Annotated in this window: 15 protein-coding genes; 5 read left to right on the top strand and 10 right to left on the bottom strand. The window is 70.0% G+C overall.

Annotated features, from left to right (window positions below; translation table 11 throughout):
• Nucleotides 1-16 precede the first annotated feature (16 nt).
• The 4 genes from ACFV9C_RS38985 to ACFV9C_RS38970 all read left to right on the top strand — a co-directional run bounded on the left by ACFV9C_RS38985 (nucleotide 17) and on the right by ACFV9C_RS38970 (nucleotide 4,419).
• A complete protein-coding gene (locus ACFV9C_RS38985; RefSeq protein WP_380201981.1) occupies nucleotides 17-1,330 on the top strand; it encodes an L-fuconate dehydratase in 1,314 nt (437 codons plus the stop codon).
• Nucleotides 1,327-2,064 carry a FadR/GntR family transcriptional regulator gene (locus ACFV9C_RS38980; protein WP_380201979.1) on the top strand — a complete coding sequence of 246 codons (738 nt, stop codon included), beginning with the start codon at nucleotides 1,327-1,329 and terminating at the stop codon, nucleotides 2,062-2,064. The genes ACFV9C_RS38985 and ACFV9C_RS38980 overlap by 4 nt, the downstream gene beginning before the upstream one ends.
• 6 nt (nucleotides 2,065-2,070) lie before the next feature.
• Nucleotides 2,071-4,080: a glycoside hydrolase family 36 protein gene (locus tag ACFV9C_RS38975; RefSeq protein ID WP_380201977.1), complete on the top strand. Its 2,010-nt coding sequence runs from the start codon at nucleotides 2,071-2,073 to the stop codon at nucleotides 4,078-4,080.
• Between the two features lie 129 nt (nucleotides 4,081-4,209).
• A complete protein-coding gene (locus ACFV9C_RS38970; protein WP_380201975.1) occupies nucleotides 4,210-4,419 on the top strand; it encodes a hypothetical protein in 210 nt (69 codons plus the stop codon).
• Between the two features lie 72 nt (nucleotides 4,420-4,491).
• On the opposite strand, the gene ACFV9C_RS38965 is transcribed toward ACFV9C_RS38970, so the two are convergent.
• Nucleotides 4,492-5,439 (bottom strand): helix-turn-helix domain-containing protein, encoded by a 948-nt coding sequence (locus tag ACFV9C_RS38965; protein ID WP_380201973.1) that lies wholly within the window; start codon nucleotides 5,437-5,439, stop codon nucleotides 4,492-4,494.
• Between the two features lie 34 nt (nucleotides 5,440-5,473).
• Complete coding sequence (locus ACFV9C_RS38960; protein ID WP_380201971.1) at nucleotides 5,474-6,499, bottom strand: M23 family metallopeptidase; 1,026 nt, start codon at nucleotides 6,497-6,499, stop codon at nucleotides 5,474-5,476.
• A 181-nt stretch (nucleotides 6,500-6,680) separates the two neighbouring features.
• On the opposite strand from ACFV9C_RS38960, the gene ACFV9C_RS38955 reads away from it, so the two are divergent.
• A complete protein-coding gene (locus ACFV9C_RS38955) occupies nucleotides 6,681-7,628 on the top strand; it encodes a Dyp-type peroxidase (RefSeq protein ID WP_380201969.1) in 948 nt (315 codons plus the stop codon).
• Here ACFV9C_RS38955 and ACFV9C_RS38950 read toward each other — a convergent pair.
• Genes ACFV9C_RS38950 through dnaK form a run of 8 tightly spaced genes read right to left on the bottom strand, consistent with a single transcriptional unit; the run spans nucleotide 7,603 to nucleotide 15,435 of the window.
• Nucleotides 7,603-8,253, bottom strand: a complete 651-nt coding sequence (locus ACFV9C_RS38950) for a BON domain-containing protein (protein ID WP_380201967.1) — start codon at nucleotides 8,251-8,253, stop codon at nucleotides 7,603-7,605. The two genes, ACFV9C_RS38955 and ACFV9C_RS38950, sit on opposite strands and share 26 nt — an antisense overlap.
• Nucleotides 8,250-8,864 (bottom strand): manganese catalase family protein, encoded by a 615-nt coding sequence (locus ACFV9C_RS38945; RefSeq protein WP_380201965.1) that lies wholly within the window; start codon nucleotides 8,862-8,864, stop codon nucleotides 8,250-8,252. The genes ACFV9C_RS38950 and ACFV9C_RS38945 overlap by 4 nt, the downstream gene beginning before the upstream one ends.
• Before the next feature lie 7 nt (nucleotides 8,865-8,871).
• The gene (trxA, locus tag ACFV9C_RS38940; protein ID WP_380201963.1) at nucleotides 8,872-9,303 is read right to left on the bottom strand and encodes a thioredoxin; all 432 of its coding nucleotides are present in this window, start codon (nucleotides 9,301-9,303) and stop codon (nucleotides 8,872-8,874) included.
• Entirely contained in the window at nucleotides 9,303-11,924 is a 2,622-nt protein-coding gene (gene clpB, locus ACFV9C_RS38935; protein ID WP_380201961.1) for an ATP-dependent chaperone ClpB, read from the bottom strand. Before clpB ends, trxA begins: the two co-directional genes overlap by 1 nt.
• Nucleotides 11,915-12,220, bottom strand: a complete 306-nt coding sequence (locus ACFV9C_RS38930) for a chaperone modulator CbpM (protein WP_380201959.1) — start codon at nucleotides 12,218-12,220, stop codon at nucleotides 11,915-11,917. The genes clpB and ACFV9C_RS38930 overlap by 10 nt, the downstream gene beginning before the upstream one ends.
• The gene (locus ACFV9C_RS38925) at nucleotides 12,220-13,065 is read right to left on the bottom strand and encodes a DnaJ C-terminal domain-containing protein (RefSeq protein ID WP_380201957.1); all 846 of its coding nucleotides are present in this window, start codon (nucleotides 13,063-13,065) and stop codon (nucleotides 12,220-12,222) included. Before ACFV9C_RS38925 ends, ACFV9C_RS38930 begins: the two co-directional genes overlap by 1 nt.
• Before the next feature lie 4 nt (nucleotides 13,066-13,069).
• Nucleotides 13,070-13,570, bottom strand: coding sequence for a nucleotide exchange factor GrpE (locus tag ACFV9C_RS38920; protein WP_380201955.1), 501 nt, complete (start codon nucleotides 13,568-13,570; stop codon nucleotides 13,070-13,072).
• Nucleotides 13,570-15,435 (bottom strand): molecular chaperone DnaK, encoded by a 1,866-nt coding sequence (gene dnaK / locus ACFV9C_RS38915; RefSeq protein ID WP_380201953.1) that lies wholly within the window; start codon nucleotides 15,433-15,435, stop codon nucleotides 13,570-13,572. Before dnaK ends, ACFV9C_RS38920 begins: the two co-directional genes overlap by 1 nt.
• Nucleotides 15,436-15,476: the final 41 nt, after the last annotated feature.

Raw genomic sequence — 15,476 nt, 5'->3', positions numbered from 1 at the left:
CTCAGGTGAGGCCGCCATGCCCCGTATCACCTCGGTCGAGGCCGTCGATGTCCGCTTCCCGACCTCGCTGACCCGGGACGGGTCCGACGCGATGAACAAGGACGGCGACTACTCCGCGGCGTACGTGATCCTGCACACCGACGCCGACGGCCTGGCCGGGTACGGGTTCACGTTCACGATCGGGCGCGGCAACGACCTGTGCGTGGCGGCGGCGGTGCAGCGCGCAGAGCCGCTGATCGGGCGGGACGTCGGTGAGCTGTGCGACGACCTCGGCGCGGTGTACCGCGAGCTGCAGTCGGACACCCAGCTGCGCTGGCTCGGCCCCGACAAGGGCGTCGTACACCTCGCGCTGGCGGCGGTGATGAACGCGATGTGGGACCTCGCCGCCCGGCGCGCCGGCGTACCGCTGTGGCAACTGCTGTCCGCGATGTCGCCCGAGCAGCTGGTCGACGCCGCCGACCTGCGGTACCTGACCGACGCCCTCACCCGCGAACAGGCGATCACCCTGCTGACCTCCCGCGAAAGTGGCCGTCGGCAACGGATCGCGGAACTGGAGAACACCGGCTACCCCTGCTACACGACGTCCGCCGGCTGGCTCGGGTACTCGGATGCCAAGCTCCGCAGGCTCTGTGAGGAAGCTGTTGCCGCCGGCTACAACTACGTCAAGCTGAAGGTCGGCGCCGATCTCGACGACGACATCCGCCGCTGCCGGATCGCCCGCGAGGTGCTCGGACCGGACGTGCACCTGATGATCGACGCGAACCAGGTCTGGGACGTACCCGAGGCGATCGAGTGGGTGAAGGCGCTGGCCGAGTTCGATCCGCTGTGGATCGAGGAGCCGACCAGTCCCGACGACGTCCTCGGCCACGCCGCGATCCGCAAGGCGGTCGCGCCGATCGGCGTCGCGACCGGTGAGCACGGGATGAACCGGGTGCTGTTCAAGCAGCTGTTCCAGGCCGGCGCGATCGACTACTGCCAGCTCGACGCCGCCCGCCTGGGCAGCGTCAACGAGATCCTCGCGGTGTACCTGCTCGCCGCCTGGTTCGGCGTACCGGTCTGTCCGCACGCCGGCGGGGTCGGCCTGTGCGAGCTCGTCCAGCACCTCGCGATCTTCGACTACGTCGCGGTCTCCGGCTCACTCGACGGCCGCGTCACGGAGTACGTCGACCACCTGCACGAGCACTTCGTCGATCCCTGCGTGGTGCGGAACGGCGCCTACGTGCTGCCGACGGCGCCCGGTTACAGTGCCGAGATGTACAGGCAGTCACTCGAGACCTACCGGTTCCCGGACGGCACCTACTGGACGGCAGCTGCTGCCGCGGCGACATGAGCGCCGTCAAGCCTGCCGCGCCGGGGCGCACCCCCGGACCCTCGCAGACCGATGTCGTGGTGCAGAGCATCCGGCAGATGATCATCGACGGCCGGCTCCGGCCCGGCGACCGGCTGCCGATCGAGAAGGAGCTCGCGCCGGCCCTCGGCGTCTCCCGGAACGCGCTGCGCGAAGGCGTTCGCGCGCTCTCGATCATGGGCGTCCTGGAGACCCGCCAAGGCGACGGGACGTACGTCACCGCACTCGACCCGTCGATGCTGCTCGCACCGATGGGCTTCGTGGTCGACCTGCAGCACGCCAGCGGGACGCACCACCTGCACGCCGTCCGGCGGATGCTCGAGACCGAGGCCGCCGCACTGGCCGCCGGGCAGATCGGCGCCGACGCGCTCGCGGCGGCAGCGGAACTGCTGCACGGCAACGAGGTCGAGCTCAGGCTGGCCGAACCCAACCACGAGACGGTGATCGAGAACGACATCGCGTTCCACCGCATCATCGCCGCGGCCGCCGGGAACCCGGTGCTGTCCGCGCTCATCGACGCCCTCGGCGGCCGCACCATGCGCGATCGGCTCCGCCGCTCGATCGCCCAGCCCGGCGCCGACGAGACCGCCCATCGGGAGCACCTGTCGATCCTTTCCGCGCTCACGGCCCGTGACGCCGACCGGGCCCGGACGCGGATGGCCGCGCACCTTTTCACGGTCGAGGACTACCTCCTCGAACGCCGTACGACGGACTGAGGATCTGTGGACAACCTGCTGCGCTGGACCGCACCCGACCTGACGCTGACCTTCCACCTCGATGACGGACCGGTCCGGCTGGCAATCGACGGCGTACCGGCGCAGCCGCTGGTCGAGGTGGAGGCCGTCGGGTTCGGGCGATCGCCGAGCAGCAATCGGCACGTCGACACGGTCCTGGGGCAGCAGCTGCGCTACGTGCGGCACGAAGAGTCCGGGACGACGCTGCGCATCGTCCAAGAGGAACCGGACGCCGGCCTGCGGGTCACCAGCGTGTTCGAAGCGGGCGCGGGCATTCAAACCTGGACCGAGGCCTCGATGGTCGGCACGGGCACCTTGGAGCTCACGTTCCTGTCCTCGCTTGTGCTCGCGCTGCCCTCGGTCGACGCCGACCTGCACACAGCCTCGAACAGCTGGATGGCCGAGTCCCGTTGGTCGGTCGGCGCGCTGCGCTCCGACGGTCTGGCCGACATCGTCACCGCCGCGCATCAGCACGTCGCCAGAAGCCGGTACGCCGTGACCAGCACGAACTCGTGGTCCACCGGCGAACGGCTGCCCATCGGCGTCCTCGTCGACCGGAGTACGCCGTACGCGCTCGGCTGGCAGATCGAGCACAACGGCCCATGGCACTACGAGCTCGGTGAGAGCCGGCACGGCGGCTACCTGCTGCTCAGCGGCCCGACCGATCAGGAACACCAGTGGAGCGTGCCGATCAGCCCCGGGGCGCCGTTCGTCACGGTGCCGGTGTCGCTCGTCGCGGGCACCGACCGGGACAGCGTGTTCGGGGCGCTCACCCGGCAGCGGCGCGCCGTACGACGCCGTCGGCCGGCGGACGAGCGGATGCCGGTGATCTTCAACGACTACATGAACACGTTGCTCGGTGATCCGACCACCGCGAAGCTCCTGCCGCTGATCGATGCCGCCGCGGACGCCGGCGCGGACTACTTCTGTATCGACGCCGGCTGGTACGCCGAAGGCGACTGGTGGAACACCGTCGGCGCCTGGCAACCGTCGGCCACCCGCTTCCCGAACGGTCTCGCCGAGGTGATCGACCGCATCCACGAACGCCGCATGGTGCCGGGCCTCTGGCTGGAACCCGAAGTGATCGGGGTCCGCTCCCCCATCGCCGGTGAACTGCCCGACGACGCCTTCCTCACCCGCCACGACCGCCGCGTGTCGGAGTCGGGCCGGTACCTTCTCGACCTGCGCAGCCCGTTCGCCCGCAAGCACCTCGATGAGACGGTCGACCGGTTGATCGGCGAGTTCGGCATCGGCTTCTTCAAGTTCGACAACAACACGATGACCGGACCGGGGACCGACAAGGGCGGGACCGCGCTCGGCCACGGCCTGCTCGAACACAACCGCGCACTGCTCAGCTGGATCGACGACCTCCAGGCGCGCCATCCCGGCCTCCTGATCGAGAACTGCGCGTCAGGCGCGATGCGGATGGACTATGCGATGCTCTCGCGACTCCATCTGCAGTCGACGTCCGACCAGGAAGACCCGTTGCGTTACGCACCGATCGCCGCCGCGGCGCCGGCCGCCGTACTCCCCGAACAGGCCGGCCACTGGGCGTACCCGATCACCGGAACCACCCGCGAGGAGTTCACCCTCGCCCTGGCCAACGGCATCCTCGGCCGCCTGTACCTGTCCGGTCATCTCAACCGGATGACCACCGCGGAACTCGACCTCGTCCGCGCGGCTGTCACTGCGCATCGCGCCGTACTCGAGGACCTCGACACCCTCGTGCCAACCTGGCCGCTCGGACTGCCGGAGTGGACCGACGAGTGGGTCGCGGTCTGCCTCAACGGCGCCGCGACGTCGTACCTGGCGATCTGGCACCGCCGCCCCGGACCGGCCACGATCACCCTGGACATCCCCCCGACGGAGATCCATCCGCACTTCCCGAGCGAGCTCGGAGCCTGGACCTTCACCTGGACCGGCGAACGGCTCACCGTCACCACCGACACACCCGAGCCGTCCGCCCGCATCCTCCGCCTCGGCACACCTCGGCGTTAGGCGAGCGAGAGGAAGAGTTTCTCCAGCTTGGCCGGGTCGAGATCGGAGTCCTCGTCGGTGAGGCATTGCTGGAGACCCGTGCTGACGAGTGGCAGTAGGCTCGGGAGGCCGTTCAGTGAGGAGCAGGTGATGAGCCGGCTGACGATCCGGACTGTCGAGGCACCGTCGCTCGGCGACCGAAGTTATCTCGCGCACGACGGTGACGTGGCGTTCGTGGTCGCGACGTACCTCGGCTGGCTGATCCCCTGGGGTACGCCGGTCACCCTGCTCGGCCGGTTACCGGGCGTCGATCGCCGCCTCGTTCCTGCACGCGGCCGGTCGCCAGATCGTTGCCGTTGACGACCAGGTGGTGCCCCGGCCACCCGAAGGCGAGCGCGAAGGCGGTAGCTGGCTCGGGAAGCTGCTCGGACGCTAGGGGAGGTCGGCGAGCTGGTCGCCGAGCGGCGTGCGTTCGTAGACCACGGTGCGGCCGTCGCGGCGGGCGCGGACCAGGCCCTGGGCGGTCATCGCGCGGAGCGACTGGTTCGCGGCCGACGGCGAGACGCCGAACTGCTCGGCCAGGGCGGTCGTCGTCCGCCCGGGGCCGAGAGCCCGCAGGTAGCGCAGGCGATGCGGGCTCAGCAGCGCCGTACCGCCGGAATCGGTGGGGCCGGTCCACATCGACCGCTGGTTGCTCGCGCCGTACATGACCATCGGGTCGGAGTCGGTCAGCGGCGTCGAGCTGCTCAGCGTGAACAGCGACGGTACGGCGAACAACGGCCGGCCGCGCGTGGTCAGCACCAGGTCGTCGTCGCCCCGGCCGAGGATGTGCGCGGTGATCGACGTCCGGTCCGCGCGAATCCCCGGCCCGCAGCCGTTCAGCGTCGCGATCACGCCCTCGGCCGCGAGGGACCTCGCACGAACCGCCACGTCCGCGTCGAGCACCGCCTGCATTCGCGACCAGTGCGGCTGGAACGCCAGCCGCCAGTACGTCGCCAGCGCGTCCGCGAGCCGGTGGCCGAACGACTGCCCGCTCGCCCCGAGCCCCCGCGGTACGCCGCCGACCGCGGACTCGATGTCCGCGCCGAGGGTCCGCAGGTCCTGGTCGCGCAGGTACGCGAGCTGCGCGGTGAGCGTCAGCGGTACGCCGACCCGCGGGTTGAACAGGTCCGGCGTGTTAAAGGTCGGCCCGATCAACCCGCGCAGTACGTCGAGCGGAAGCTGGTCGCGGACGCCGCACACGGCGGCGTACCAGGGTGCCTGCAACGGGTAGGAGGACGGCGCGCGCAGCGCCCGCAGCGAGTTGCCGAGCTCAGTGAGCGGGGACACCACGAACCGCACCAGCCCGTAGTCCCCCGGCTCCAGCTGATAGCGCGCCACAGCAGATTCTAGGCACGCGCCGGCCTCCTGGGCATCAACTGACGCGGTTGTACATGTCGTTGCCCGGGCACGCGGTGACGCCGAGCCGGGTCGCGCAGCCCGTGTACTGGCTGGAGCCGTTCCACCAGGTCCAGCCGCCGATGGTACGGCCGTTCAGCCAGGTGTACGTCCCGTTGTAGTTGGCGTCGTACGTGCGCAGGCTCCAGTGCACGTGCGCACCGGTCGCGGAGCCGCCCGCGCAGGTGTCCATGCCGATATTGCCGAGCAGCGCGCTGCTGCCGACCGCGGTGCCGTTGTAGTACGTCGCGTTCCACATGTGGTAGTAGTCCGTCGAGAAGCCGTTCGGGTGGATCACCCGCGTCCAGCCGCCGCCGGCGCCGCACATCGAGGTCGCCGTACCGCTGCCGGACGAGCGGACCCGGCCGCTGGCGTTGCCGCCGGAGAAGTCGAGGCTGCTCCAGTAGCCCGTCGCGCCGTCGCTGGCGTGCGGGCCGCCGGTCAGGTTCATGTAGTAGTCCGGCATCCACGGGAGCAGCAGGCCGCCGGTGTTCGCCGCGGTGAGGTTCGCTTTGTGGTCGGCGTACGCCGTCATCGTCCGGCGCTCGGCCTGGCCGACGAGGGGTGAGGTGGCGACGTAGGTGGCGAACGTACGGTCGCCTTCGAGGCCGGCAACCCACCGGCCGTTGACGTTGCGGGCGATGTAGAGCCAGCCTTCCGGGCTGCCTTCGGCGGTGCGGGGTGCCTCGACGTAGGCGACGCCGCGGGCCCAGGTGGGGGTGGCGGTGCGGACGTCGACGACGACTTTGCGGCCCTGGGAGGAGAGCTTGCTGACGGCAACGGCCGGTGAGAGGCCCTTGGCGTCGTGGGAGCGGGCGAGGATGTCGGCGGCAACGGTGTCGACGAGGGACTTGCTGCCGGAGCCGAGAGTGCCGGCAACCGCTGAAGGCAGCTTCACGGTGACGGAGGGCTGCACGGTGGACGCTTGCGCGGGTGAGGTGGGTGGTGTGGCGAGGAGGAGGCCACCGAGGGCGAGGGTGGCGGCTGCTAGTTTGGAGGGCATGGGCGGGACCCTTCTGGTCGAGCTGATGGGTGCCGCGAGTGTGGCAGAACGCCCGTGCCGCCACGAGAAGTTGTAGTCGAACCCTTAACCGTTGTCCGATCCGCCAGCGAGGTTTGGCGGTCCGGACAGGGATCAGCCGTGGCGCTGGCCTGTGCACACCCGACCGGACAGATTGAGGAACATGACGGTCCAGGACGTGGTAGCACCGCCCGCGGTGGCGGCGGTTTTTGTCGTGGCGACAGTACGCCCAGGAGGCGAGGACGCCGTCCGCGAACTCCTCCCCGACATCGCCGGCATCGTCCGGGCGGTCGGGTTCCGCGTCCCGGACGCGCAGCTCAACTGCGTCGTCGGGATCGGCGCCGACCTCTGGGACCGCCTGTTCGACCAGCCGCGCCCGGCCGGCCTGCATCCGTTCCAGCGGCTCGAAGGCGCCACCCACACGGCCGTCTCGACCCCCGGCGACCTGCTGTTCCACCTCCGTTCCCGCCGCATGGACCTCTGCTTCGAACTCGCCGCACAGCTGACCAACCGCCTCGCCGGCCACGCGGACGTCGTCGACGAGGTGCACGGCTTCCGGTACTTCGACGAACGCGACCTGCTCGGCTTCGTCGACGGCACCGAGAACCCGGCCGGCGCGGCCGCGACGGCAGCGGTGACGATCGGCGCCGAGGACCCGGCGTACGCCGGCGGCAGCTACGTCGTGGTCCAGAAGTACCTGCACGACCTGGACGCCTGGAACAAGCTGCCGGTCGAGGCGCAGGAGGTGGTGATCGGCCGCCACAAGCTCAGCGACATCGAGATCCCGGACGCCGACAAGGCATCGAACGCGCACGTCGCGGTGAACACGATCGTCGAGGCCGACGGGACGCAGCGGCAGATCGTCCGCGACAACATGCCGTTCGGCGCCGTCGGCACCCGCGAGTTCGGCACCTACTTCATCGGGTACGCCGGGACGCCGGACGTGATCGAGCGGATGCTGCACCGGATGTTCGTCGGCGAACCGGCCGGCAACCACGACCGCATCCTGGACTTCTCGACCGCGGTCACCGGCAGCCTGTTCTTCGTCCCGGCCGCCGGGTTCCTCGACGACCCGCCCGCCGCGGTCAGTTCACGATCTCGATCTGATTGACCACCTCGGTCACGCCCGGCGAGGCCCACGCGGCCGCGGCGGCCTCGAGCCGCTCGGCCAGCGAGGTCGCGGTCCCGCCGAGCACCACCGTGGTGCCGTCGATCTCGACCGTGATGCCCTTCGCGTCGACCCGGGCGTTGCGCTGCAGCGCGTCGACGATCGACTGCCGGACGTCCGGCGCGATCGGCTCGGTCGGCACGAGCTGGATGTTGTTGGTGACGCCCTTGACCGACTCCATCCGGCTGACCACGGTCTCCGCCTCGGCACGCTCGTGCTGCCAACTCGCCGTACCGCTCAAGGTCGCCCAACTGTCGGCAATCCTGATGTCGACAGTCGACGGTACGCCGCTGTCCAGCACGAGTGCCTGCAGTACGGCGCCCCGCAGGTCCGCGTCGTCCTGCCGGGCCGCGTTCAGCGGCGTCACCACCAACTCGTTCTGGACCTCGACAACCCCGGCGACATGGCGTACGTCGTTCTCCGCCTCGACCTTCTCGCGCAGTGACCCGACCGTCCCGCGCAACGTGACCACGGCCTTCTCGACCGCCGCGACGATCGCGACATTGTCGACTTTCGGATCGTAGAAGATCGCATCGTTCACATCACGCTGCAACTCGTCATCACTCATCTGCTACTCCAGTCCTGTCGGCTTGTCGAGGGATAGACACGCTCTTCCGGCTCTTCGGTCAGCGCACCGACGGCCGCCGCGCACTTGCGGCGGTGCTCGTCCGTACGGGCGAGCACGCAGGACAGCAGCAGCCTGATGTCCGGGTCGTCGCTGCGGTCGTGGAACGCCTGTACGACGGCCCGGTGGTCGCGCTCGGCCCGGGCGTTCGCGAGGAAGTCGGCGAGCAGGCGCTGCCGATCGCTGGCACCCTCCCGATGCCACGGAGCGACCTCGGGCTCGAGCGCACGCTCCAGGTCGGCACCACCCATCACGGCGGCGACGGCCGGGTGGGTTCGCAGTACCCGGTCGACCGTCTCCGGCGGAGCGCCTTCGAGCAGCCGGGCGATCATCGTGGCGAGCATCTCGATCATCGCGACCTGGTCGACGCCGAGGTGTACCAACGTGTCGCGGTAGTGGCCGGGTACGGCGCCGGTCCACTCGCGGAGGTAGTGCGTGGCGACGCGGATCTCGGCGTACTGGTCGGAGAGGACCAGGCTGAGCTGGTCGGCGGATCGCTGGTCCGGCCGCGCCGGGCGGCAGCTGAACTGGAGGTCTCGGCGGTGGTTGAACATGGCTGTCTCACCTCGCGGAGCTGTTGCTCAGGGCATCTTCCAGCCACGGCCGCAGGACCGTGGCCGGCGCCGCTCCGGTGTATGTCGCGACCGGCTTGCCGGAGCGGAACACCATCAGCGTCGGGATGGATCGGATGTCGAACCGGCGGGACACGTCCGGTGCCTCGTCGGCATTGACCTTCACCAGCTTGAGCTCGCCTGCCTTCTCGGCCGCGAGCTTCTCCAGCACCGGGCTGACCATCCGGCACGGCCCGCACCACGGTGCCCAGACGTCCACCAGGACAGGGGTCTTGGACGATTCGACCGTCGCGAAGAAGTCCGGGTCGCCGCCGTCGACGATCCACGGCAACGGCTTCCCGCACTTCCCGCACACCGGCTTCCCCTCCCCGGCAACGCGGTTCTTCTGACCGCAGTGCGGGCACTGCACGACGCCGGCCATCAGACCGGCGGATTCTCGTACCGGACAGCGATAGCGCCGTCGTCCGACAACGTCACGTCGACCTCCGCACCGTCCAGCACCTCACCGCTCAGCAGCGCCCGCCCCACCCGCGTCTCCACCTCGCGGGAGATGAACCGCCGCAGCGGCCGAGCTCCGTACACCGGGTCGAAGCCCTGCTCGGCAATGAATTGCAAGGCTTCCGGGGACACGACCAGCGTCATCTGGCGATCGGCGAGCCGTGCCCGCAGATCGCCGAACATCAGCTCCGCGACATGCTCGATCTCCGGCAGCGTCAGCGGCTTGAACAGCACGATCTCGTCGACCCGGTTCAGGAACTCCGGCCGGAAGTGGTGCCGCAGCTCGGTCAGCACCGCCTCCCGGGCGTCCTCCTTGATCTGGCCGTCCGGCGTCACCCCGTCGAGCAGGTACGCCGACCCGATGTTCGACGTCATGATGATCACGGTGTTCCGGAAGTCGACGGTCCGCCCCTGCGCGTCGGTCAGCCGGCCGTCGTCGAGCACCTGCAGCAGCGTGTTGAACACGTCGGCGTGCGCCTTCTCGATCTCGTCGAACAGCACCACCGAGTACGGCTTCCGGCGGACCGCCTCGGTCAGCTGGCCGCCTTCCTCGTACCCGACGTACCCGGGCGGCGCGCCGACCAGCCGGCTGACCGTGTGCCGTTCCTGGTACTCGCTCATGTCGATCCGGACGATGTTGTCCTCGGAGTCGAACAGCGCCGCCGCGAGCGCCTTCGCCAGCTCGGTCTTCCCGACCCCGGTCGGCCCGAGGAAGATGAACGACCCGATCGGCCGGCGCGGGTCCTTGATCCCGGACCGGGCCCGCACGATCGCGTCCGCGACCAGTTGCACGGCTTCGTCCTGCCCGACGACCCGCTCGTGCAGTACGTCGTCCAGCCGGAGGATCTTCTCCCGCTCGCCCTCCTGCAGCCGGCTGACCGGGATCCCGGTCCAGCGCGCCACGATCGACGCGATCTCCTCGTCGGTGACCACTTCGCGCAGCAACCGCCCGGCGACCTGTTTCGTCGCGAGCTGCTCCTCTTCCGCGAGCAGCCGCCGTTCCAGTTCGGGCAGCTTCCCGTGCCGCAGTTCGGCGGCCTTGTTCAGGTCGTACGAACGCTCCGCCTGGTCGGCCTCCTGCCGGACCCGCTCGATCTGCCCGCGCAGCTCCTGGGTACGCCGTACCACCTGACGCTCGGCCTCCCACTGCGCCCGCATCGCGCCGGACTCGGCGCGCAGGTCGGCCAGCTCCTTGCGCAGTTCCTCCAGCCGGTTCCTGCTGGCCGGGTCGTCCTCCTTCGCGAGCGCGGCGTCCTCGATCTCCAGCCGCCGTACCCGCCGGGTCAGCTCGTCCAGCTCGGCGGGCATCGAGTCGATCTCGGTGCGCAGCATCGCGCAGGCCTCGTCGACCAGGTCGATCGCCTTGTCCGGCAGGAACCGGTCGCTGATGTAGCGATGGCTCAGTACGACGGCCGCGACCAGCGCACCGTCCTGGATCTTCACGCCGTGGAACACCTCGAGCCGCTCGCGCAGCCCGCGCAGGATCGAGATCGCGTCCTCGACCGTCGGCTCGTCCACGGTCACCGGCTGGAACCGGCGTTCGAGCGCCGCGTCCGGCTCGATGTACTTGCGGTACTCGTCGAGCGTCGTCGCGCCGATCATGTGCAGCTCGCCGCGCGCGAGCATCGGCTTGAGCATGTTGCCGGCGTCCATCGCGCCCTCGGTCGCACCGGCACCGACGACCGTGTGCAGCTCGTCGACGAACAGCAGGATCCGCCCCTCGGCCGCGGTGACCTCGTTGAGCACCGCCTTCAGCCGCTCCTCGAACTCGCCGCGGTACTTCGCCCCGGCCACCAGCGCGGCCAGGTCCAGCGCGAACACCGCCCGATCCTTCAGCCCTTCCGGTACGTCGCCGTTCGCGATCCGCTGCGCCAGTCCCTCGACGATCGCGGTCTTCCCGACGCCGGGCTCACCGATCAGCACCGGGTTGTTCTTGGTCTTGCGGGACAGGATCTGGATCGTCCGGCGGATCTCCTGGTCCCGGCCGATCACCGGATCCATCCGCCCGGTCCGCGCGTCCGCGACAAGCTCCCGCCCGTACTTCTCCAGCGCCTCGTACGACGCCTCTGGCATCGCCGACGTGACGCGCTGGTTGCCGCGGATCGCGGTCAACGCCTGCAGGAACTTGTCCCGCGTCAGCCCTTGTTCGCGTGTACGGCGACCCGCCGCGGTGTCGGCGCCCTCCTCCAGCAACGCCATCACGAGATGCTCGACGGAGACGTACTCGTCCTTGAGCCGCTTCGCCTCCCGCTCGGCGGTGTCGAACAGCTTCGACAGCCGCTGCGTCACGTACACCTGGCCGGGCTGCGCGCCCGGGCCGGTCACCTTGGGGCGGCGGTCGAGGTCAGCCTCCAGGTCGGTCCGCAGCCGGTCCGGGTCGGTGCCCGCCTGGGCGAGCAGCTTGGGCACCAGGCCGTCGGGCTGGTCGAGCAGTGCGAGCAGCAGGTGCTCGCCGTCCACCTCGGTGTGCCCGTAGCGGAGCGCCTTGGTCTGCGCGTCGTGCAGTGCTTCCTGCGACTTCTGCGTCAGGTGGTTCAGGTCCATGTCCGGTCTCCGAAGTGTCGGGTACGGAGTGCTGTTTCCTGGGCTGCGAGCCGGTCGAGCAGGTCGATCACCAGCCCGACCGCCGCGTAGTTGAGCGAGAACGCCGCCCGCAGCCGCTGGATCCGCGCGACCGCCGCGACGTCGTCGTACGCGAACCACACCCGGCCGCCGCTGACCCGTGCCGGCTCCAGCAGCCCGAGCGCGACGAACCGCCCGATCAACTGCGGATGTACGCCGGTCACCCGGGCGAACGCTTCGAGGTCGAGCAACAGCGGCCGGGCCAGCGCCGTACTCATCACGACCTCCCCTGGTCGAGGGTGGCGAGCTGTTCGTAGAGGCGACGTTGGTCGTCGGACAGCTTGTCGGGCAGGACGATGCGTACTTCGGCGTACAGGTCGCCGTTCCGCAGGCCGCGGCCCTTCAGGCGCAGGCGTTTGCCGCTCGACGTACCGGCGGGAACCCGGAGCTTCACCTGGCCGCCGGGGGTGTCGAGGGCGAGCTGAGCACCGAGCGCGGCCTCCGCCGGCGACACCGGGAGGTCGGCGTAGAGGTCGCGGCCCTCGACCCGGAATCGCTGGTCCGGAAGGAGTTTGACGATCAGGTAGAGGTCGCCGGCCGGCGCGTCGCCACTCCCCCGGCCGCCCTGACCGGCCAGCCGGATCCGCTGCCCGTCGGTCACCCCGGCCGGGATCGTCACGTCGACCGTCCGGCCGCCGACCGTCAGCTTCCGCCGGCCGCCCTGGTACGCCTCGACGACCGGCAGTTCGAGCTCCGCCTCCTGGTCCGCCCCCGGAATCGGGCCCCAGCCACGCCGCCCGCCGAACATGCCGCCGAACAGGTCCTCGAGATCGATGTCCCCGGCATCGAACGAACTGCTCGGCCGCCCGCGCTGCCCCCAGGTTTGCGGATCCACCTCCGGCGGTACTCGCCGGAAGTCGTCGCCGAACGCGTCGTACCGCTTCCGCTGCTCGGGATCCGACAGTACGTCGTACGCCTCGGAGACCTGCTTGAACTTCTCCTCGGCGCCGGGGTCCTTGTTGATGTCCGGGTGGTACTTCCGCGCCAGCTTCCGGTACGCGCGCTGCAGTTCGTCGGCCGCCGCGTCCCGGCCGACCCCGAGCAACTCGTAGAAATCGGCCATGGCGCTACTGCTTCGCGACGACGACCGACGCGGGCCGCAGCAGCGCGTCCGGCGTGCCGTAGCCGGCCCGGACCACGGCGATCACCGTGCCCGGCTCCGCGTCCGGATCGGCCAGCGTGCTGACGGCCTCGTCGACGGCGGGGTCGAACGGCTCGCCGGTCGGGTCGAACCGCGGGTACCCGAGCCGCTCGAGTGCCGCGACGGCCTGTTGATGGACCGCCTTGATCCCTTCGACGACGGCCTCGGCGCCGGTGTCGGCGTGCTGGAGGGCCAGTTCGAGGTTGTCCACAACCGGCAGCCAGGCGACCGCGGCCCGGGCACGCTCGGCGGCGCGCTCCCGGTCGAGGTCGCGCTGGTAGCGCTTGCGCAGGTTGTCCAGGTCGGCCGCCGTACGGCGCAACTGGTCGTCGAGCCGGGCAATCTCGGACTCGGCATGCCCCTTGTGAGACTCCTCCGCCAGCGCCGCCTCATCAACTTTGTCCGACAGCGCTTCCTCGCCGGACATCAGTCCACCGTGAAGTCGGCGTCGATCACGTCGTCGTCAGCATCGGGAGCCGGCGCAGCGGGCTGGTCGGCAGGCCGGCTCGCCGCCAAGCTCTGGTACACCTGCTGCAGCTCCTGTGTCAGCGGCCGCGCCCGGTCCACCCCGGCGCCGTCCTTGACCGCCTGCCGGGCGTCCGCGACCAGCGTCTCCGCGCGCGCCTTCTCGTGCACGGCGACCGCGTCACCGAGCTCGCCGAGCCGCCGGTCGACCTGGTACGCGACCGCGTCCAGCTCGTTCCGCGCGTCGACGTCCGCCCGCAGCTGGGTGTCCTCGGACCGGTGCTGCTCGGCGTCCGCGACCATCCGGTCCACCTCGGACGAGTCCAGCGCGGAGCTCTCGGTGATCGTGATCGTCTGCTCGACGCCGGTGTCCTTGTCCTTCGCGGACACGTTCAGGATCCCGTTCGCGTCGATGTCGTAGGTGACCTCGATCTGCGGCTCGCCCCGCCCGGCCGCCCGGATCCCCTCCAGCCGGAACCGCCCGATCACCCGGTTGTCCGCGGCCCGCTCACGTTCGCCCTGCAGTACGACGATGTCGACCGCGTTCTGGTTGTCCTCCGCGGTGCTGAACGTCTCGGTCCGCCGGGCCGGGATCGTGGTGTTCCGCTCGATCACCTTGGTCATCATCCCGCCGAGCGTCTCGACGCCGAGCGACAACGGCGTGACGTCGAGCAGCAGCACGTCCTTCAGCTCGCCCTTGATGATCGCGGCCTGGGTCGCCGCGCCGATCGCGACCACCTCGTCCGGGTTCACGGTCATGTTCGGGTCCTTGCCGCCGGTCAGCCGCCGGACCAGCTGCTGGACCGCCGGGATCCGGGTCGAGCCGCCGACCAGGATCACCTCGTCGAGGTCGTTCGCGGTCACCTTCGCGTCCGTCATCGCCTGCTGCACCGGCCCCAGGCAGCGCTCCACGAGATCGTGGGTGATCTCGTCGAACGTCGACCGCATCACGGTCACCACCAGGTGTTTCGGCCCGGTCGAGGTCGCCGTCACGAACGGCAGGTTGACCTGCGTCTGGGTCACCGACGACAGCTCGACCTTCGCCTTCTCGGCCGCCTCGAACAGCCGCTGCAGCGCCTGCGCGTCGTCCCGCAGGTCGACGCCCTCGGCCTTCTTGAACTCGTCGGCCAGGTAGTCCACCAGCCGCCGGTCGAAGTCGTCGCCGCCCAGGTGCCCGTCACCGGACGTCGACAGCACCTCGACGACACCGTCGCCGACCGTCAGGATGCTGACGTCGAAGGTCCCGCCGCCCAGGTCGAACACCAGGACGGTCTCGTTCTCCTTCTTGTCCAGCCCGTACGCCAGCGCCGCCGCGGTCGGCTCGTTGATGATCCGCAGCACCTCCAGCCCGGCGATCTTCCCGGCGTCCTTGGTCGCCTGCCGCTGGGTGTCGTTGAAGTACGCCGGGACCGTGATCACCGCCTCGGTCACCTTCTCGCCGAGGAACTTCGACGCGTCCTCGACGAGCTTGCGCAGCACCAGCGCGGAGATCTCCTCGGGCGCGTACAGCTTGCCCCGGACGTCGAACCGCACCGACCCGTCGGGGCCTTCGACCACGTCGAACGACACCGCGGTCATTTCGCTGGTGACCTCGTCGTACCGGCGGCCGATGAACCGCTTCGCCGAGTAGATCGTGCCCTTCGGGTTCAGGATCGCCTGCCGCCGGGCGAGCTGGCCGACCAGCCGCTCGCCGTCCTCGGTGAACGCCACCACCGACGGCGTCGTCCGGGATCCCTCGCCGTTCGCGATCACCGTCGGGTGACCACCCTCGACCACCGCGATCACCGAGTTGGTGGTCCCGAGGTCGATACCGACCGCCTTCGCCATCTCAGCCTCCGTTAGTGCTCGGTCCGCTCCCCGGCATGATC

This window comes from Kribbella sp. NPDC059898 (assembly GCF_042730855.1).
GTDB lineage: Bacteria > Actinomycetota > Actinomycetes > Propionibacteriales > Kribbellaceae > Kribbella.
Note: the sequence above shows the minus strand (reverse complement) of the source record. Positions and strands in the feature narration are given on the sequence as shown.

What these genes read in the sequence shown, in the direction of transcription:
- ACFV9C_RS38945 (WP_380201965.1), bottom strand. Translation starts at nt 8,864, where the DNA reads ATGTTCAACCACCGCCGAGACCTCCAGTTCAGCTGCCGCCCGGCGCGG.
- ACFV9C_RS38950 (WP_380201967.1), bottom strand. Translation starts at nt 8,253, where the DNA reads ATGAGTGATGACGAGTTGCAGCGTGATGTGAACGATGCGATCTTCTAC.
- ACFV9C_RS38920 (WP_380201955.1), bottom strand. Translation starts at nt 13,570, where the DNA reads ATGTCCGGCGAGGAAGCGCTGTCGGACAAAGTTGATGAGGCGGCGCTG.
- trxA (WP_380201963.1), bottom strand. Translation starts at nt 9,303, where the DNA reads ATGGCCGGCGTCGTGCAGTGCCCGCACTGCGGTCAGAAGAACCGCGTT.
- clpB (WP_380201961.1), bottom strand. Translation starts at nt 11,924, where the DNA reads ATGGACCTGAACCACCTGACGCAGAAGTCGCAGGAAGCACTGCACGAC.
- ACFV9C_RS38955 (WP_380201969.1), top strand. Translation starts at nt 6,681, where the DNA reads ATGACGGTCCAGGACGTGGTAGCACCGCCCGCGGTGGCGGCGGTTTTT.
- ACFV9C_RS38985 (WP_380201981.1), top strand. Translation starts at nt 17, where the DNA reads ATGCCCCGTATCACCTCGGTCGAGGCCGTCGATGTCCGCTTCCCGACC.
- ACFV9C_RS38930 (WP_380201959.1), bottom strand. Translation starts at nt 12,220, where the DNA reads ATGAGTACGGCGCTGGCCCGGCCGCTGTTGCTCGACCTCGAAGCGTTC.
- ACFV9C_RS38925 (WP_380201957.1), bottom strand. Translation starts at nt 13,065, where the DNA reads ATGGCCGATTTCTACGAGTTGCTCGGGGTCGGCCGGGACGCGGCGGCC.
- ACFV9C_RS38980 (WP_380201979.1), top strand. Translation starts at nt 1,327, where the DNA reads ATGAGCGCCGTCAAGCCTGCCGCGCCGGGGCGCACCCCCGGACCCTCG.
- ACFV9C_RS38970 (WP_380201975.1), top strand. Translation starts at nt 4,210, where the DNA reads ATGAGCCGGCTGACGATCCGGACTGTCGAGGCACCGTCGCTCGGCGAC.
- ACFV9C_RS38960 (WP_380201971.1), bottom strand. Translation starts at nt 6,499, where the DNA reads ATGCCCTCCAAACTAGCAGCCGCCACCCTCGCCCTCGGTGGCCTCCTC.
- dnaK (WP_380201953.1), bottom strand. Translation starts at nt 15,435, where the DNA reads ATGGCGAAGGCGGTCGGTATCGACCTCGGGACCACCAACTCGGTGATC.